Raw genomic sequence first — 17,357 nt, 5'->3', positions numbered from 1 at the left:
ATCTTTTTTTCTTCCTTCATAGCTCCCGCTCTCATTCTATTCGACATCTTCTCCCGTTTTCAGGCATCCTGCTCCCGCAGACAGTCTTCGAGCAGATACAAAAGCTCCAGCGCCGAACGGAAACCGGCTTTCTGCTTTCCGCAGATCAGAAATCCCTGCAGACTGCAGTGCTGGCGGAACTGAATCTGAATGCTGACCATCCGCTCGGTTCCGGCCGGAAGCGTGGTCTCCTGCCGGTTTTTCATATCCTCCGTAAATTCCCATTCGTCTTTTTCTTCTTCCCGCAGGCTTCGCATACAGCTTCCCGCATCCGGCATACCGAGCAAATCATAAATCCGGTTCATCCGAAGCAGCATTTCCCCGTATCCCGCAAACGGAACATCGTAATGCAGAAGCGGCAGGCGGATCACACCTTTGGAATGGCTTCCGTTCAGCTCCTGAAAACATAAGAATAATGCTGCATCTGCTGTTGTATGTACCTTTTCTCTGATTTCTTCCATTTCTTTCCTCATAATCTTCTCCATCTGCTCTTTGTGTTTCTTTTTATAGTAATGTTATATGTAATATTTATTTTTGGAATATTATACCAAATCTATCTCACATCGTCAATCTGCTTATGCCTCCTTTTCTTTCGATTTTCACTTTCTTTTCTGTGTTTTTTCTACATGGAGTTTACTTTTTTGATCTTTTTCGAGTTCTGGTGTCGCGGTGCGTCACTGTTCGTCGAACGATTTTATCAGAAGTGAGGCCTTTCGGCTTGAATGAAATCCTGTGGATGTGCTAAACTACAGTTTGTAATCGTATGATCGTTTCTGTAATGATTTCATAGTTACAGTATCATGTTTTCCTGCGCCGGACAACCGCTTCGACGTGAACGGCTGCACATCGACGCAAACGGTAAGTAATTCAGAAGGTGGTAATTTTGTATTCAGAGTTGATTTTTCCATTGAATTCCAACGATCCGGTTCTTCTCGAAATTCCGGTCATCATCACACAGGGCGCCTCAGAACGAATCCGGTTTCCGCTGGATGATCTCATCTATGTGGAGGCCTGTCAGCACCGGCTGATTCTGCATACCGTTCAGGGTGACTTTTCAACCCGGTGCACATTTGCCGGCCTGACGGTATGTCTTGCCTCAACCGGCCGTTTTTTCCGCAACGGAAAAGGTCTGCTGATCAATTTCTCCCACGTTGCGCTCGTGCAGGCAACCGGCGAGGTTCTGCTGAAAAACGGACAGACCGTCTTCTGCAGCCGCAGACGGAAGCGTGAAACCCGCGAAGCCTTCCTCGCTTATGCCAGAACACTGTCCCGCCGCTTATAATATGATTTTGATTTTCTATGTCCTGCAGCCTTTGATCCACCGATACAAAGAACAGCAGCCTCTGGTTCTGTTTTCGAACCAACGGCTGCTGTCCTGTTTCTGTTTATTTTTCAGTTTTTCCCTGCCGCTTCCATCCGCGCCGCAAACTGCGCATAGAAATCGGTCTTTGTGTCATACGGAAGCAGATAAAACAGCTTCAGAATTCCCATGCTGATCTGCTGCTGCAGCGCGTCATCCTCTGTCCGGCGCGCCTCGTTCTGTTTTTCTTTCAGATAATAATGCCATTCGTTCGTAAACGCTTCATACTTTCCGAGCTCCGGCGTGTCGAGCCAGCGGCGGACTTTGACTTTTGTCTTATTCTCCTTCGGACATTCGCTGACCTGAAGAAAATAGGAAAACGTTCCGTTCTCATACAGCCGTCCCAGCGGAAACATCCGGCAGAAGCCCGGCCGCGCATCGTGAATGCTACACCGGCCCTCATCATTTAAGAAACTGCACTGGTCTGACTGCTCCGTCATTTTCAGATGCGGCAGAATCACACCGTCCACTACGCGGAGTGAAATATATCCCGCCGTCAGAATCTCCTCCATCGTTTTGCCGAGTTTTCTCTCGAGCCGGTAAAGATCCATCGGGTCGAGCACAATCGAGTCGCCCATCCCGCGGCAGCAGGCGGAGCATCCGCGGCAGTCGTCGCAGCCCACTTTTACCATGTCATTCGCTCCATATCGTTTTCCATCTGAAATCTTGTCTATATCTACGTTCCGTTCCATACTTTCTTCCTGTCTGTTCTTTATTTTTTATACTCAAAATCCGGAATCTGATGCCATCTCTCCCGGAAATAATGTGCCGCCAGTTTCGGCTTGCGGTCACGGGTGAAGATTCCCTTCTTGTTGCCCTGCACGCGCAGGAGACTCTGGCTCGTCGCAAAGTCCCAGATGCCCGAAAGGTCACTGACAAACCGGGACGGTGTCATACTTGGATATAACATACTTTTGTTTCCTCCTTCTCCATTTTTCTTGTATATCCCCCTGTTTTTCCTGCCGGTTTACGTTCCGGCGCGCTCTGCCCCCACGACATGCAGCACCTGGTCCTTTACCTGGAATTTGATTTCCATTCCCGCAAAGGAAAGTCCGTAAACGCGCTCTTCACTGTTCTGATACGATGGGCGCGGGTCCTGCTCCAGCACTTTTTTCAGTGCCTCCCGGCGGTCCGCCGGAATTTTTTCCAGCAGCTCATCCGGAATTTCAACGGGAATAAAGTATTCCTTCGTCTTTTCCGTAAAGCTGCCAAATGCCTCCGCATGGCTGTCCACATGCGGCAGATACGGTTTGATGTCCAGAATCGGCGTACCGTCCATCAGATCTGCCCCCGACAGATGAAGCACCGGCCCGAGTGCCGGATGCTGCTCCACACGCTCCAGCTTTACCGAAGAAAGCCCGATCGGATTGGGCCGGAACGGAGAGCGCGTTGCAAATACACCGACCCGCTTGTTTCCGCCAAGCCGCGGCGGCCGCACCATCGGTGACCAGGTGTCGCGCACAGCCTCGGAAAACTCCCAGATCAGCCAGAGATGGGAATATTCCTCGATGCCGCGCAGCGCATTCGCATCGCGGAACTCCGGTTCAAAGACGATCGTACTCTTTAATTCTTCAATCAGCCCGCTCTGCCGCGGAATCCCGAACTTTTCCGGGAAATCCGTGTGGATCCGGGCAATCACTTTCACTGCAATTTCTTCTGCCAAAACGTTTTTCTCCTTTATCCTTACCAGACTCTGAATAGGTTTATTCTAACATTTTGCCGGAAAAAAGTCCACCTGCCAGCCGGCGGTTGGCGGAAAAGTGTCAGAAAAGGACGGATTTCTCATAATTTGCAAATCCGTTTTTCTATCCTATGACCGAAAAAAAAGAACAGGAACCGTTTTGCTGTTCCGATTCCTGTTCTCTCCTCTTTATGCTCCAAGTTCCCGCATGCCTTTCAGCAGTCCTTCAATCTGTTCTGCTATTTCTTTTACTTTCGCTTCCAGTCCCAGCAGTTCCTGGCGGTACATCTGATTTTTCTCTGTCGTATCAAAAGTATGTACCGTCTGAACCAGAAACGCTCCCGCCTTCGGCTGAAGTTCATCCGGCAGGTGCGTTTCCTTTAAGCGGATCCGAAAGCTTTCCAGGTCATTCCCTGCAGCCCTTAAATACTGATTCATGTGGATCCCTGTGTGGCGCATCATCGCTCTGCCCTCGCCGCGTACCTTTGCGTACGCTCTCTGGCTTTTGGCTGCGTACAGTGTCATCTGTACATACATCAGACTGGTCAGTGCCTTTTCTCCGGTCATTGCTGTTTCGTATAATTCTTTTTTCACTCTCTCGCTGCTCATACATTCCTCTTTCCGCCACTTTTGTTCCGCTGGCAACGGTTTGGATTGCTCCGGCAGTTCATGTTATCTTTGGTATTCAGGAGCATAAAAAAAGACTCCTATCATGACGACTGCCACAATAAAAGTCTTGCGTTCTCATTTGATACGGACGTCTCTCGACATCGGCTGACGATTTCAAACCCACCCGGGATGCGTTTTTGTTTCCCGCGGCGTTTCGCTACTCCCTTTTACTTGTTGATGTGTATATTAGCACACTTCCTGTCGAATTGCAAGTATATTTTTTGCATTTTGTCCCTCATTTCATGCAACTTACGTTTTTTCATTTGTGTTTCTTCCTATATAAATGCACCGCCGGAAAGCATACCGCTCCGGCTGCCAGCACGAGAAAAACGATATCTGCATACATCTTCACATATCCCGCCGCCTGCTCCCACGCCACACCGACCGCAGCACCGGTTCCGACGAGAAGAATGTTCCACACCGTGCTTCCGATGATTGTAAACAGCAGAAATTTCGGCATCTCCATCCGTGCCATCCCGGCGGGGACGGAAATGAGGCTTCGGATGATTGGAATGCACCGGCCGAACAGAACGGCCCGCTGGCCTTTCTTCTGAAACCATGTAATCGTTTTCCAGGCATCCTCCGCGTGAAATCCGAGAAACTTCATCGGGCGGCTGTCGAGCAGTTCACTAAGGCTCTCCGGGCTGACAAGCGTTCCCGCTCCATAGAGAACCAGCGCCCCGAGAAGCGATCCTGCCGTGGATGACAGCACAACGCCCGCCGGATGCAGACGGGTGCATGTCGTCATAAAACCGCCGAACGTCAGAATCACCTCGGAGGGAATCGGCGGAAAGACATTTTCCACGGCAATCAGAATCAGGACGCCGACATATCCAAAACGGTTGACCATATCCAGGATTACGTTCTGCAAGCTTTCTCCGTTCCAGCAGCTCCGCACCGTTTTGAGACCTGCGGCGTTTTCCCGTCTCTGCTCCGCGTCACGGAATCGCTGCTTTTTCCTTCTTCCCCTGCATTCTATGCACCGCTGCCCCTCTGCATGACCCCTTTTTCCGCCAAAACTTTCCTCTGTTTACGATTCCGTCAGATTTTCTTTGTTTTGTTTTCATCTTCTCTTCAGAAAAGCTTTATCTCATGTACACATTCTGGTCACAATTTTTCCGTATACTAATCTCATCAACAACGAAGGAAACAAACACAAACCTCCATCGTTTTTCTATAAATTTTAACCAGGAGACAGCAAAGCACCCTTGGAAGCATGTCTCCAATGCCAACCTTTCTAATAGATAGATTTCTTTTTCATACCGCCGGGGCCCTAACAAGTCCCGGCCTCTCTCCTTTTTAGGAGATTTTTTTATTTTCAGCTCTTTTTTTCCTTAATTTTCTAAAGTTCCCACGATAATTTTTTCTTGCACAGGACTTTTCCGTATAGTAAAATGAAAACAGTTGTTTTTAACAGACACCATGGATAAAAAGGGAGAAAAATACCATGAAGATTGGATTTGACAATGAGAAGTACCTGAAAATGCAGTCTGAGCATATCCGCGACCGCATCAACCAGTTTGACAACAAGCTGTATCTGGAATTCGGCGGAAAGCTGTTCGACGATTTCCACGCATCCCGCGTTCTTCCGGGCTTTGCACCGGATGCCAAACTGCGCATGCTGATGCAGCTCTCCGACCAGGCTGAGATCGTAATGGCGATTTCCGCAGCCGATATTGAGAAAAACAAAATCCGCGGCGACCTCGGCATCACCTATGACAGCGACGTGCTCCGCCTGATTGATGAGTTCCGCGGACGCGGCCTCTATGTCGGCAGTGTTGTCATCACGCAGTATTCCGGACAGCACAGTGCAGACGCTTTCAAGAAGAGACTGCAGAAGCTCGGCATCCCGGTTTACATTCACTACACGATTCCGGGCTACCCGCATAATGTGCCGCTGATCGTGAGCGATGAGGGATACGGAAAGAACGAGTACATCGAGACAACCCGTCCGCTCGTTGTCGTTACCGCGCCGGGACCGGGAAGCGGAAAGATGGCAACCTGCCTTTCCCAGCTCTACCATGAGCACAAACGCGGTGTAAACGCCGGCTATGCAAAATACGAGACCTTCCCGATCTGGAATCTGCCGCTGAAGCACCCGGTCAACCTGGCTTACGAGGCTGCTACCGCCGATCTGAACGATGTCAACATGATCGACCCGTTCCACCTCGAGGCATACGGCGTGACAACCGTCAACTACAACCGTGATGTCGAGATTTTCCCGGTTCTGCGTGCGATCTTCCAGCAGATCTTCGGCGAGAGCCCGTACAAATCCCCGACTGACATGGGTGTCAACATGGCCGGAAACTGCATTATCGATGATGAGGCATGCCGCGAGGCTTCCCGTCAGGAGATCATCCGCCGCTACTACACTGCTGTGGACGGTATCGCAGACGGCTCCCGCTCCGAGACTGAGGCTTACAAAATCGAGCTTCTGATGAAACAGGAAAACATCGTTGCCGCAGACCGTACCACCGTTTCCCCGGCTCTTGTTCGTGCCGAGGCGACCGGCGCACCGGCCGCTGCCATGGAACTTCCGGACGGACGCGTCATCACCGGAAAGACCGGCGATCTGCTCGGATCGAGCGCGGCGCTTCTGCTGAATGCATTAAAAGAGCTCTCCGGCATCGACCATGACGTACATGTTCTCTCACCGGAATCCATCGCTCCGATCCAGACCCTGAAAACCAAATACCTCGGAAGCAAGAACCCGCGTCTTCATACCGACGAGGTTCTGATTGCGCTGTCTGCTACTGCTGCACAGAGCGAGGATGCACAGAAAGCACTCTCCTGCCTGCCGCAGTTAAAGGGCTGCCAGGTGCACTCCAGCGTTATGCTCTCCGATGTGGACCGCAAAATGTTCCAGCGTCTGGGATGCGATCTGACCTGTGAGCCGAAATTTCAGTAAATAATTTTTATATCTTGGACATAAAAATCCAGGGCATACGGTACTTTCCGTACCTGCCCTGGATTTTTTCTTTTCCGGCTTCTGTTTATAAATTTTCTTTTCCGAATCCCATTGGCAGCAGCTCCTCGAGTGTCATTTCTTTCCAGGAACCGTCGCCCTTGCAGAGAAGGACGAGAAATTCGTTCGGATCAACGAATTCCCGCAGCACCTGACGGCAGACACCGCACGGTGTGCAGAAATCCTCCGGCTCTGCCTCTCCCGGGCCGCCGCAGACGGCGATCGCGTCAAATTCCGTTATGCCCTCGGATACGGCTTTGAAGACCGCGGTGCGCTCCGCGCAGTTTGTCGGTGTATACGCCGCATTTTCAATGTTGCAACCGGTATAAATCGCTCCATTCTTTGCCAGAACCGCCGCGCCTACGCGGAATTTCGAATACGGCACATACGCAAATTTCCGCGCTGCCAGAGCCTGTTTTACCAGCTCCTGTTTTATTTCTGTACTGATTTCCTGTTTCATATCCAGCATCCCCTTTCCAGTATCCCCTTATTTTTTCTTTCTTATTTCTGATCTTCCCGGATCAGAATCCGCAGTGCCTCGATGGCTACCTGAATCGCACCTTCCGTATCGTGCGTAATGTGGTTCTCCATGCCGCGTTTCACTCTCTCCTGATTTCCCATCACAAGAAAATCCGATCCGGCACGGACGCCGCGGGCACTTGCCACGATAAAGAGTGCCGCCGATTCCATCTCTGACGCTTTGCATCCAAGCTTCATCCATGCATCCCATTTTTTCAGCAGCTCATCGCCGACCGGCATCTGCTCCGGGTCGTGCTGGCCGTAGAAGGAATCCTTGCACTGTACCACGCCCGCATGCCATTTTTTCCCAAGATTCTTTGCCGCCTGCACCAGCGCATTCGTCACGGTAAGGTCTGCGACTGCCGGGAACTCGATCGGTGCGTATTCCTTTGACGTTCCCTCCGCACGGATCGCTCCCGTTGCCACCACGATATCGCCGCCCTCTACATCGAGTGCCATACCGCCGCATGTTCCGACGCGGATAAACGTATCGGTGCCGCACTGGATCAGCTCTTCCATCGCGATGGAAGCCGACGGACCGCCGATGCCGGTAGATGTAACGGAAACCTTTACACCGTCCAAAGTACCCGTATAAGTCACAAATTCCCGGCTGTCTGCGACGAGCACCGGGTTCTCAAAGTAAGCTGCAATTTTTTTACACCGTTTGGGATCTCCCGGCAGAATCACGTACCGTCCCACATCGCCTTTTCGGATCTGCAGATGATACTGCAGCCCTTCTTCTCCTGAATAATTCTGCATATGCAAAAACCTCCTTTGTATTTTCGTATTCTCATAGTTCTATTTTACCACAGGCCGTACCGCAAATACAAGGCTTGACACCATTTCACCGCCCCTTTCATTACGGATATAATCACGTTCCGCAGTTGCCTTTTCCCATTCGGGATGCTACAATAGGCACAGAAACCAGAGTTCTTACTTTCATTTTTACAAGGAGGGATTATTTTATGAGTTCCTATGTCATCAGCTGCTGCTCTACAGCAGACCTTACCGAAGAACATTTCTCCAAACGGGAAATCTCATACATCTGTTTCCATTACAAATTAAATGACACCGAGTACGCGGACGATCTCGGCAAGTCCATGCCGTTCGATCAGTTTTATGCCGCCATGGCCGCCGGCGCTTCCACAAAAACATCCCAGGTGAATGCCGATGAATTTGAAGCCTATTTTGAAACATTCCTGCAGGACGGCAAAGACATTCTCCACGTCTGCCTCTCCTCCGGCATTTCCGGTGTCCTGAATTCTGCGATGATCGCCAAAGCCGACCTTGAAGAGCGCTACCCGGAACGGAAAATCCTCATCGTGGATTCCCTCGGCGCTTCCTCCGGCTATGGTCTTCTGATGGACCGCCTTGCCGACCTGCGCGATGAAGGAAAACCGCTGGAAGAGGTTTACGATTTTGCGATGAAAAACCGCCTCAAAGTCCATCACTGGTTCTTCTCCACGGACCTCACCTTCTACGTGCGCGGCGGCCGCATCTCCAAAGCCTCCGGCGCAATCGGCGGCCTCCTCGGTATCTGCCCGCTGCTCAACATGGACAACGAAGGCCGTCTGATTCCGCGGTTTAAAATCCGTACGAAGAAAAAAGTCATCAAAAAAATCGTCGACCAGATGGAAGAAAACGCCGAGGGCGGCCTCTCCTACTCCGGCAAATGCTACATTTCCCAGTCCGCCTGCTACGACGATGCGCGGGCCGTTGCGGATCTTATCGAGGAACGCTTTCCCAATCTGAACGGAAAAGTAGAGATCAACAACATCGGAACCACCATCGGCAGCCACACAGGGCCAGGAACCGTGGCATTGTTTTTCTGGGGGAACGAACGGGTGGATTAACTCTCCTGCACTTCCATCTAAAAACAGGGAAGAAAAAAGCTCTGTCCATTTGGGCAGAGCCTTCTTGTTTTCCTTCTATTCTTCTATCTTCCCTCTCCAACATTTCCGCACCAGTGCAAACACCAGATACCCGATGGCTGCTCCAAGCGTATTCGTCACAACATCATCTAACTGGCAGAAGCCGCGCTCTGTTAAAAGCTGCACAGTTTCCAACATCATGCTCGTGGCAAATGCCGCATACACACAGTACCACCATCTCCGAAGAAACGGCACCGCCGCCGGCAGTAATGCACCGAACGGCAGAAACAGCAGAATATTTTCCACAAAATACCGATCTGGCAGACACTGGTTTCCCCAGGTTTCAAACAGCTTCAAATCCACACCGGTTCTCGAACCCGGTTCTCTCGAAAGCAGTGTAATCGAAATCAGCATGGCAAAATAGACGGCTACCAGAAACCACGCCAGAAGCTGCCCGCCGTGCAGCGCACGGTACTGCTCCAGCCGTTTCCGTTTCTTCTGGATCTGCTGATTTTTCCACGCCGCCGCAACCGTCACAAAGCCGACACCGACTGCAACCGCATGCGGCAGATACCGGAATGTATCAAAAATATCCTGTTCAATCGTTGTCAGATAAAGAGGAATTGCCATTTACATCACCTTCCGTATTTTCGCGGCTGATCGGAAACACCCGCGAGATAATCGAGACTGCAGTCATACAGCTTTGCCAGCGTAATCAGACAGTCCAACGGAATCTCACGGATGCCTTTTTCATACCGGTTGTAGGTGTCCGGGTGACTGAAAATCTTCCGCGCCGCCTGTGTCATCGAGTAACCGCGTTCCAGACGGAGCTCTTTCAGCCGGATCAGCATTTTCTCCCGCCCCGGCGTTTCTTCTATTTTTCTGTGCATTACTTTCCTTCTTTTTCCTGCTCCGTTTCCGCCGCTGCTTTTTCTGCCTCCGGCGCATACCCCGGATTGTCGTCGTATCCTTCCAGGAAATTGTGGCGGATGCCGTGCTGCTTGTAGCCGACCACGGTGTCAATGTTGACATTTTCGACACTGCGGAAAATATTGCTCTCCACGAACGGATTCACCTTTTTCAGGTTTTTGATCAGTTCCTTGATCTCCACGCGTTTCGAACGATTCTCCTCGTTATTGCAGGTCGTGCAGGTATCGGTAAACTTGCAGGCACACTGGATAAAATGCAGACCGTTATAATCTCTCCACGCCTTGATATCATCCTCGCGCACCAGATACAGCGGGCGGATCAGCTCCATGCCCTCGAAGTGGATGCTGTGAAGCTTCGGCATCATCGTCTGCACCTGCGCACCGTAGAGCATTCCCATGAGGATTGTCTCAATGACATCATCGTAATGATGGCCAAGTGCGATCTTGTTGCAGCCAAGCTGCTGTGCAAAATGGTACAGATGGCCGCGGCGCATTCTCGCGCAGAGGTAACACGGCGAATTTTCGACATGGTAAACCGAATCGAAAATATCGGTCTCGAAAATCGTGATCGGAATATGGAGGCTCTTTGCGTTATCCTCGATCACCTTGCGGTTCTCCGGGCTGTATCCCGGGTCCATGACAACGAATTTTACTTCGAAATCAAATTTATTGTGAAGCTTTAACTCCTGAAAGCATTTCGCCATCAACATCGAATCTTTTCCGCCGGAAATACAGACAGCGATTTTATCGCCCGGTTTTACCAGCTCGTATGTGTTGATCGCTTTCGTAAATTTGGACCAGATCGACTTTTTGAATTTTTTGCGGAGACTCTTCTCCACGTCTGCCGCCTTGTCCTGCTCCTCCGGCGCGCTCATCACATCCATCAGCCAGGCGATGTAACCGCCCTCCAGGCTCACAGCGTCCCAGCCCTTTTCCTGTAATTCTTCCGCCGCTGCGACACTGAACCGGCCGCGGCTGCAGCAGATAATCGTCTTTTTGCTCCGGTCAATCGCATCACTTGTCTCGATTTCTTCTGTCTTCATCACAAGCGCTCCCGGAATCGCGCCGTGGGAGATCTCTACCGCATCGCGGATATCGACGATCTGATAGCTTGACGGATCGAGCTCTTTTAGTTCTTTTATTGAAATACTGGTACTCATGTAATTTTTCCTTTTCTAATTAAAATGCCTTACTTTTCTTCATTCTTTCATTGTATCGTTTTTTCTGTGACTGTCAAGAAAAAACGGGGAGTCTCTGAACATTCGTTTCAAATCCTCCCCCACTTTTTTATTTTTTCCGGATATCCGCCATCGTCTTCAACAGAAGTTCTTTCTTCCAGAAGACCAGCCCTGCACTTGCGAGCAGAATCGCGTAACGCAGGATCCTGTACGGGAAAATCAGATTGCAGATGATGCTTGCTCCAATCAGAAAAACGGAGCACGCCAGAAGAAATCCTGGATTCATCAGATTTTCCTGGATTCCTTCGTTCACCAGAATCTGTTTGCTCACAATATAATGGCCGACCGAATACAGCATATAGCATGCCAGCGTCGTGTAACCGGCCGCAATATAGCCGAACAGGCGGATAAAAATAAAGTTCAACACCACATTCGCTCCAGCCGCCGCCATGGATGCAGCCATCAGAAACTGTGTTTTTTCATAATAGAACTGCGGCATCGAGAGAATATTATAAATAAAGATAAAGAACACACTCGCTGCCACCGGCGGAATGACGTACACCGCCTCGCGGTACTTCGGCGATCCGAAAATCAGCACCATCTCCGGACTGATCAGCATCAGCGCCACGGCTATGCCGACCACTACAATACTAAGAAGCTGCAGCACCTTCCGCATCGAGCGGATGTCGCCCTTTTTGATCTTGCTGTACATCCACGGTGTCAATGCACTGTTCATACCGCTGATGAAAAGCTGCACCAGCATACCAATGCTGTACGCCAGCCCGTACAGCGCAACTTCCGTCTTTCCGACCATCTTGTCGATCATGATGCGGTCGCCCTGATTCAGGATAATACCGGACAGATAATGCGGCACAATCGGAATTCCGATCCGCAGTGCGTAGCCCCAGTATTCCTTCGAAAAGAACTCTTTTCCTTTGCAAAACTGGAACACAATAATCGGCACACAGATGCAGACCTGCACCCCGACGATACCTAAGATCCGCATCATGGCCGTACCGCCGTTGATACGGATCAGCACCAGGCTCGCGATCGGGTTCATCAGCGCCTGCAGAATCGTCACGCAGACCAGAATCCGGTACCGATACTCAAACCGCTGCCGCCCCGACCAGTAAGAAAGCGCCGGACTCAGCAGCGCTTCCAGAAACATCAGCAGAATCATGGATTTCGGCAGATTTAAAATCTTCTCCCAGAAACCCGATGTAAAACAATACAATGCAAAAACCGCACCCGTAATCACAAGCGTCAGTCCCTGCATTGCAGATGTATATTCATCCCGCTGCTTCTCGTACTTTGCCATCGCATTGTCATAAACACCATTAAATAAATACAGCGATGTCATAATCGTCAAAATCTGCAGCCAGGACAGATAAACCGTATAGGTTCCGTACTCCTCGGTGCTCATCAGACGCGTGAAAATCGGAACTGTGATGAACGAAATGCCTTTCTGTAAAAAACTGCAGATCGTAAACCAAAGCGCCGCCTTCGCCTGGACGGAGAGAGAACGGTATTTTGAGGTAATGTTCATGTAAAATAGAACTCCTTGCTGTTGGTTATTTGCGTGTTTTATGTTAACACAAAATGGGGGGGACTGCAAGAGGAACATCCATTAAAATCCCCCATGGTTGAACGCTTCCATTCAACCATGGGGGATTCTCACTGCTTTATGTGTTTCGATTCCCAAATGTCATAGGTATCCCTTCTTATTTTTAAATCTTTAATGGATACCCATTCATTTCCAGCCAGCATCGCTTCTTTCACACGATTCTCCAGAACCGTATACAATTCATACTCCGTTCCGCTGAACTCATCGCCTTCATCGGCCCCGTATGTATCAATCCCGGACTCATCCTGCTGTGGTTCCATGGGTTTAATATCGCCCGTCGGCAATGTAACATCCTCATTTTCGTCCGCAAACGCCTTTTGCGGCATCACAAAAATGGATGCCGCAAGCAGAAACAAAAATGCTGTCAGTTTAACGATTCTCTTTTTTCTCCTCTCCATGCGCTTTTCCTCCCTGCAATTCTTCTAAATACAGTTTTGCATCTTTTAAGAAGCTGACCGCAATCATCACGATCACAATGCCGATCGGAAATGCCGCTACGATACTGACAGACTGCAGACTGTTCATGGAACTCTCTGCAAAAAGAAGTGCAATCGGAAGCAGGATCAGCAGGATACACCACATCAGCTGAATTCCTTTTGCCGGCTCTTCGCCGTCTTCCAGTTTCCGGTAGCTGTAGCACGATGCCGTCAATGCGATCGAGTCGAACGATGTCGCATAAAATGCAACCATCGTAACTAATACAACAACCATAATCAGCGGTGCACACGGCATGGTTTTGATCATCGACACGATCAGATGATATAAATCTCCACTTTCATTATACTGCGAAATGAAATCAATTGCACCTGAAATCTGCTTTCCCATCGAATAATTTCCAAGAATAATAAAGCTGACAAGCGTGGAACCCACACCAAAACCGTATCCGCCGAGAATCGTCTGGCGCACTGTTCTTCCGCGGGAAATGCTGCCAATGAAGAACGGTGCTGCCACACACCATACCATCCAGTATGCCCAGTAATAAATGGTCCAGTTCTGTGGGAAGTTTGTCGTACGCATCGGGTCCGTATACGTTGATAAGCCGATAAAGTTCTGAATCATTTTTCCAAGAGAAGAAAATCCAGTTTCAATAATATACCGCGTCTCTCCCCCAAACAGCAGGACGAAGGCAAGGAGTCCGAAAAACAGATAAATGCACACCTTGGCCAGAATGCTGATTCCTTTGAATCCATGCAGAAGAGAATAGGTATAAACACAGCAGGTGATCAGAAGAATGATAATATTAATCACAGTTCTGCTGACTTCCATATGGAACAGCTCGCCGATGATTTCCGCCATCAGAGGAGTTGCCACACTAAAAGTGGTAGCAGTTCCGGCCAGCAATGCAAAGACAGCCAGAAGGTCAATCAGACGGCCGCCAATTCCATCTGTCTGTTTTCCCAGAATCGGACGGCACGCCTCGCTGTATTTCTGACGGTTTCGTTTTCTTACATGAAGCATAAAGCCAAACGCAACAGCCAGTACCAGATAGAATCCCCACGGGATAAAGCTCCAGTGAAACAGTGGAAATACGCCTGCCCAGTCCTGAATGCTGCCAAGTTCTGCGATGTGAGGATCTGTTGCGTACAAAATCCACTCAGAGAACGAATAAAACAGAATATCTGCTGCCAGACCACAGGTAAACATCATGCATCCCCATGCAAAAAAGGAATATTTTGGCTTCTCATCCGGCTTTCCAAGCACAATATTTCCGTATTTGGAGCCTGCCAGAAACAGAGACAGAAAGAAAATGCCAAGTCCGATGACCAGGTAATACGTTCCAAAGGTGTCTCCAAACAGAAATCGAATCTGGCCAAGTACCTGATTCGACTGCTCCGGTGCAAAGAAAAATACGATACATAGAGCAACGATCAGCGCCAGAGGCACCAGCGTAATCATCCAGTCGATTTCTTTTTTCTTCTGTTGGTTCTTACTGTTCATTTTCTTCCCTTTCTGCGTAATCCGCATACGATGCATCGAGTGCAACAAGCTCGCTGAAATTGTCTACTTCTATGATATCCTCTGCCTTCATTGGCCGGATGCCAAGCTGATACTCTTTCGGGTAGCAGAACATTGCCACATCGTCCCAGTAAATCTGACGGTTTTTCTTTACTTCAAACTCCTGCTCCAGATGGCCTTTTAACCGCTTTCCATCTTCTGCTGTCCATCGGGAAATGCTGTAGAGCTGCCAGCCGCCCTTTCCGCCGGTTCTGCTGCAGCCTGTCACAATGCCGTTTTCCACGGTCTGCAGCCACTCGTCGGTCTCATCATCCGTCCACACGCTGTTGTAACCGGATCGCTCAAACTCCGGTGCCAGAATTTCCGGATGATAGATGATCTGGTCACCGTCAAGAATAAACGCATTTTCCAGATGTTCCCGCGCCACATACAGCGATGCGATGTTGTTGCAGGTATCGTACCACGGATTGTCGATCAGCTTCAGACCCGGGTACTCCTCTTCCAGTGTCTGGAACTGTTCCTTGAGGTAACCGACTACCACGTAAATTTCTGTGATTCCGTTTTTGTGCAGTCCATTGATGACGGTATCAATCATCCGCACACCGTTTACCCGGACCAGCGGTTTTGGTGTTTTTAACGTTACCGGCTTCATCCGGTTTCCGAGGCCTGCCGCCATAATAATGGCGCGCTCTACTTTGTACATATTTCTTTTCCTTCCTCTCCCAGTTCCTGCTGGACAATTTTGTAATAATCTTTTGCGTAACGGTACTGCCGCAGGGAATATTCTCCGAATTCCACGCCTAATTTCCGTTTATATTCGCACCAGTTGCTCCAGAGCAGACCGCAGACTGCGATGTAGCAGTAGATTTTTATGCGTGTTCTGTCGTCACAGTTTCCTTCAAAATAAAGATCAATCAGATGGTCCACCTGCTCTTTTTTGTAAAGAGAATAGATACAGAACATCGCAATATCCACATGCGGATCCTGCATTCCGGCGTATTCCCAGTCGATCAGGCGGATCTCCTCTTTTCCGTTTTCTTCCACAAACAGAAAATTGTCCGGCACAGCATCAATGTGAGTGAGCACCCACTCTCCGGCATTTGCTTCGATGTAATCCTTTAACTGAAGCACATGCGCTTTCGTCTTTTCGTAATCTTTATATGCTGACGGAGTTCCTTCCCAGAGGCTTTCATAGTATTCCATCTGTCCGAACAGGTCGAAGGAATGGTCTACTCTTAATTTCTGCCCGTGAAACTCCCGCAGTTTCTTCATGCATTTCTGAAGATCTTCCTCATTTTCTGCATCGCAGACCCGCGCACCTTCGAGATATTCTGTGATTTTGTAGCCGTTCTCCGGGTTAATATAGGCAATCTCATCGCAGATCCTGCGGCCGGCGATCGTCTGATATACAGCGGCTTCCTGCCTGCGGTTGATCAACTGATCGGTTCCCTCTCCCGGAATTCGCATAATGTATTTTTTATCTTTACAGGAGAATAAAAAGGATCGGTTTGTCATTCCTTTTTTCAGAACTGTAATGTTTGTCACTTCGTTCTGCTGTGCTCCAAGTGCTTCACAGATTACCTGAATCGCATCCGTCTGCAGCTGGCTGGAATCGCTGTCAATCTCACGCAGCTGCTCATAGGTATTGATTTCTACGGCATCGGCAGCATGTACAACACGGGCCGTCACAATCATTCTGTCTTTCCGGTATAAGGTTTCCTCCCAGAACGCTCCGTCGTATCGGGAATCTCTTCCCAGTTCTTCCAGACGCTCCCGCACGATCTCCGCTTCTGTTTCCAGCAGATAACAGATGCCGATCATCGCGTTTCCGCCTGCCTGTTCTTTCTGTACGACCAGCTCCTGCTTCCGGTTTACGCGGACGGTACTGTCATCATCCACCAGATCGCTGACCATGTACCAGGAATATAATTCGTTTCTGCTGTATGGATTCTTTTCACACCAGATATCACAGGGAATGATGTAGCTGTTTGATAAATGGGCTGCCGCCGTTTTCAGGGAATGCAGATTGTTTTTCGACACATAGTCCGGAGCGACGATCAATTCTACGCCGTATTCATCGATCAGATATTCATACTGCTCTTTCATAAATCCGACAACGACGTAAATCTCTGTAATGCCGACTTCATGAAGCTGACGGATTGTGCGCTCTATCAGCCGCTCTCCCTTGATTTCCAGAAGTCCTTTCGGTGTCTCTGTATTAATCGGAACCATCCGCATACCAAATCCGGCGGCAAGGATAATGGCGTTTTTCGGCGCTTTCTCTTTTGCCTCACGCAGTGTCTTTTCCGTCGGACGGATCTCTTCATCCAGGTAACCTTCTGAAATCAGTTCCTTGATCGAACGATTGACGATTCCAAGCGAATGGCCGGTCTGTGCGGCAAGGATACGCTGATTGATGAAGGGTTCTTTTATCAGGTTGTTCAATATATCTTGTTTTGAGTTGTTCATATACTTCCTTCTTTCATTTTTCATGAACTTTTGTTTTCGATTATACCATAACTTTATGACTTTTTCAATCCCCTGTGTGTTAGGATAGTTGTCAGTG

18 protein-coding genes and 1 pseudogene are annotated in these 17,357 nt (G+C 49.4%); 3 read left to right on the top strand and 16 right to left on the bottom strand.

The annotated features are described in order from the left end of the window. Window positions 1–59: 59 nt before the first annotated feature. Window positions 60–512: a hypothetical protein gene (locus tag DWX32_RS03930; protein WP_118640338.1), complete on the bottom strand. Its 453-nt coding sequence runs from the start codon at window positions 510–512 to the stop codon at window positions 60–62. A gap of 410 nt (window positions 513–922) precedes the next feature. Between DWX32_RS03930 and DWX32_RS03925 the strand changes: the two genes are divergently transcribed. Further along, entirely contained in the window at window positions 923–1,321 is a 399-nt protein-coding gene (locus DWX32_RS03925) for a LytTR family DNA-binding domain-containing protein (protein WP_158565867.1), read from the top strand. A 110-nt stretch (window positions 1,322–1,431) separates the two neighbouring features. On the opposite strand, the gene DWX32_RS03920 is transcribed toward DWX32_RS03925, so the two are convergent. The 5 genes and pseudogenes from DWX32_RS03920 to DWX32_RS03900 form a co-directional block, all read right to left on the bottom strand. Continuing rightward, window positions 1,432–2,091, bottom strand: a complete 660-nt coding sequence (locus tag DWX32_RS03920) for a YkgJ family cysteine cluster protein (RefSeq protein ID WP_118640337.1) — start codon at window positions 2,089–2,091, stop codon at window positions 1,432–1,434. A gap of 20 nt (window positions 2,092–2,111) precedes the next feature. Continuing rightward, window positions 2,112–2,252 (bottom strand): annotated as a pseudogene (locus DWX32_RS03915) (glycoside hydrolase family 2 TIM barrel-domain containing protein); the annotation flags it as partial. Window positions 2,253–2,366: 114 nt separating this feature from the next. Further along, window positions 2,367–3,062: a tRNA (N6-threonylcarbamoyladenosine(37)-N6)-methyltransferase TrmO gene (gene tsaA, locus DWX32_RS03910; RefSeq protein ID WP_118640336.1), complete on the bottom strand. Its 696-nt coding sequence runs from the start codon at window positions 3,060–3,062 to the stop codon at window positions 2,367–2,369. Window positions 3,063–3,269: 207 nt separating this feature from the next. Then, a complete protein-coding gene (locus tag DWX32_RS03905) occupies window positions 3,270–3,689 on the bottom strand; it encodes a hypothetical protein (protein WP_118640335.1) in 420 nt (139 codons plus the stop codon). 319 nt (window positions 3,690–4,008) lie between these two features. Next, on the bottom strand, window positions 4,009–4,620 hold the full coding sequence (locus DWX32_RS03900) for a DedA family protein (protein ID WP_118640377.1): 612 nt from the start codon (window positions 4,618–4,620) through the stop codon (window positions 4,009–4,011). Window positions 4,621–5,196: 576 nt separating this feature from the next. Here DWX32_RS03900 and DWX32_RS03895 point away from each other — a divergent pair. Further along, window positions 5,197–6,657 (top strand): DUF1846 domain-containing protein, encoded by a 1,461-nt coding sequence (locus DWX32_RS03895; RefSeq protein WP_117802108.1) that lies wholly within the window; start codon window positions 5,197–5,199, stop codon window positions 6,655–6,657. Between the two features lie 85 nt (window positions 6,658–6,742). On the opposite strand, the gene DWX32_RS03890 is transcribed toward DWX32_RS03895, so the two are convergent. After that, on the bottom strand, window positions 6,743–7,174 hold the full coding sequence (locus DWX32_RS03890) for a cytidine deaminase (protein ID WP_117760908.1): 432 nt from the start codon (window positions 7,172–7,174) through the stop codon (window positions 6,743–6,745). A gap of 41 nt (window positions 7,175–7,215) precedes the next feature. Then, entirely contained in the window at window positions 7,216–7,992 is a 777-nt protein-coding gene (gene udp / locus DWX32_RS03885; RefSeq protein ID WP_118659306.1) for a uridine phosphorylase, read from the bottom strand. 206 nt (window positions 7,993–8,198) lie between these two features. Here udp and DWX32_RS03880 point away from each other — a divergent pair, with 206 nt between their 5' ends. Then, window positions 8,199–9,086, top strand: coding sequence for a DegV family protein (locus DWX32_RS03880; RefSeq protein WP_118640333.1), 888 nt, complete (start codon window positions 8,199–8,201; stop codon window positions 9,084–9,086). A 75-nt stretch (window positions 9,087–9,161) separates the two neighbouring features. Here the strand turns inward: DWX32_RS03880 and DWX32_RS03875 are convergent, their stop codons facing one another. The 8 genes from DWX32_RS03875 to DWX32_RS03840 form a co-directional block, all read right to left on the bottom strand. Then, window positions 9,162–9,734, bottom strand: coding sequence for a VanZ family protein (locus tag DWX32_RS03875; RefSeq protein WP_118659305.1), 573 nt, complete (start codon window positions 9,732–9,734; stop codon window positions 9,162–9,164). A 5-nt stretch (window positions 9,735–9,739) separates the two neighbouring features. Beyond that, window positions 9,740–9,994, bottom strand: a complete 255-nt coding sequence (locus tag DWX32_RS03870) for a helix-turn-helix domain-containing protein (RefSeq protein WP_242991123.1) — start codon at window positions 9,992–9,994, stop codon at window positions 9,740–9,742. Next, on the bottom strand, window positions 9,994–11,193 hold the full coding sequence (locus DWX32_RS03865; protein ID WP_118659304.1) for an ATP-binding protein: 1,200 nt from the start codon (window positions 11,191–11,193) through the stop codon (window positions 9,994–9,996). The genes DWX32_RS03870 and DWX32_RS03865 overlap by 1 nt, the downstream gene beginning before the upstream one ends. Window positions 11,194–11,320: 127 nt before the next feature. Next, complete coding sequence (locus DWX32_RS03860; RefSeq protein WP_158554972.1) at window positions 11,321–12,757, bottom strand: lipopolysaccharide biosynthesis protein; 1,437 nt, start codon at window positions 12,755–12,757, stop codon at window positions 11,321–11,323. Between the two features lie 128 nt (window positions 12,758–12,885). Further along, entirely contained in the window at window positions 12,886–13,233 is a 348-nt protein-coding gene (locus DWX32_RS03855) for a hypothetical protein (protein ID WP_055227906.1), read from the bottom strand. Continuing rightward, the gene (locus tag DWX32_RS03850; protein ID WP_055227905.1) at window positions 13,205–14,773 is read right to left on the bottom strand and encodes a BCCT family transporter; all 1,569 of its coding nucleotides are present in this window, start codon (window positions 14,771–14,773) and stop codon (window positions 13,205–13,207) included. Before DWX32_RS03850 ends, DWX32_RS03855 begins: the two co-directional genes overlap by 29 nt. After that, window positions 14,763–15,494, bottom strand: coding sequence for an NTP transferase domain-containing protein (locus DWX32_RS03845; RefSeq protein WP_117760619.1), 732 nt, complete (start codon window positions 15,492–15,494; stop codon window positions 14,763–14,765). The genes DWX32_RS03850 and DWX32_RS03845 overlap by 11 nt, the downstream gene beginning before the upstream one ends. Continuing rightward, a complete protein-coding gene (locus tag DWX32_RS03840; RefSeq protein WP_117760618.1) occupies window positions 15,482–17,260 on the bottom strand; it encodes a phosphotransferase in 1,779 nt (592 codons plus the stop codon). Before DWX32_RS03840 ends, DWX32_RS03845 begins: the two co-directional genes overlap by 13 nt. Window positions 17,261–17,357 lie beyond the last annotated feature (97 nt).

Origin of the sequence: Blautia sp. AF19-13LB (genome assembly GCF_003479105.1) — a bacterium.
Classification (GTDB): domain Bacteria; phylum Bacillota; class Clostridia; order Lachnospirales; family Lachnospiraceae; genus Fusicatenibacter; species Fusicatenibacter saccharivorans.
The sequence above is the reverse complement of the archived record's forward strand: the minus strand, read 5'-3'. Positions and strand labels throughout refer to the sequence as shown.

Bases quoted from the DNA above. Each gene is read 5' to 3' on its own strand.
- DWX32_RS03870 (WP_242991123.1), bottom strand. From the start codon at position 9,994: ATGCACAGAAAAATAGAAGAAACGCCGGGGCGGGAGAAAATGCTGATC.
- DWX32_RS03880 (WP_118640333.1), top strand. From the start codon at position 8,199: ATGAGTTCCTATGTCATCAGCTGCTGCTCTACAGCAGACCTTACCGAA.
- udp (WP_118659306.1), bottom strand. From the start codon at position 7,992: ATGCAGAATTATTCAGGAGAAGAAGGGCTGCAGTATCATCTGCAGATC.
- DWX32_RS03875 (WP_118659305.1), bottom strand. From the start codon at position 9,734: ATGGCAATTCCTCTTTATCTGACAACGATTGAACAGGATATTTTTGAT.
- DWX32_RS03845 (WP_117760619.1), bottom strand. From the start codon at position 15,494: ATGTACAAAGTAGAGCGCGCCATTATTATGGCGGCAGGCCTCGGAAAC.
- DWX32_RS03890 (WP_117760908.1), bottom strand. From the start codon at position 7,174: ATGAAACAGGAAATCAGTACAGAAATAAAACAGGAGCTGGTAAAACAG.
- DWX32_RS03865 (WP_118659304.1), bottom strand. From the start codon at position 11,193: ATGAGTACCAGTATTTCAATAAAAGAACTAAAAGAGCTCGATCCGTCA.
- DWX32_RS03905 (WP_118640335.1), bottom strand. From the start codon at position 3,689: ATGAGCAGCGAGAGAGTGAAAAAAGAATTATACGAAACAGCAATGACC.
- DWX32_RS03840 (WP_117760618.1), bottom strand. From the start codon at position 17,260: ATGAACAACTCAAAACAAGATATATTGAACAACCTGATAAAAGAACCC.
- DWX32_RS03860 (WP_158554972.1), bottom strand. From the start codon at position 12,757: ATGAACATTACCTCAAAATACCGTTCTCTCTCCGTCCAGGCGAAGGCG.
- DWX32_RS03920 (WP_118640337.1), bottom strand. From the start codon at position 2,091: ATGGAACGGAACGTAGATATAGACAAGATTTCAGATGGAAAACGATAT.
- DWX32_RS03895 (WP_117802108.1), top strand. From the start codon at position 5,197: ATGAAGATTGGATTTGACAATGAGAAGTACCTGAAAATGCAGTCTGAG.
- DWX32_RS03850 (WP_055227905.1), bottom strand. From the start codon at position 14,773: ATGAACAGTAAGAACCAACAGAAGAAAAAAGAAATCGACTGGATGATT.
- DWX32_RS03855 (WP_055227906.1), bottom strand. From the start codon at position 13,233: ATGGAGAGGAGAAAAAAGAGAATCGTTAAACTGACAGCATTTTTGTTT.
- DWX32_RS03930 (WP_118640338.1), bottom strand. From the start codon at position 512: ATGAGGAAAGAAATGGAAGAAATCAGAGAAAAGGTACATACAACAGCA.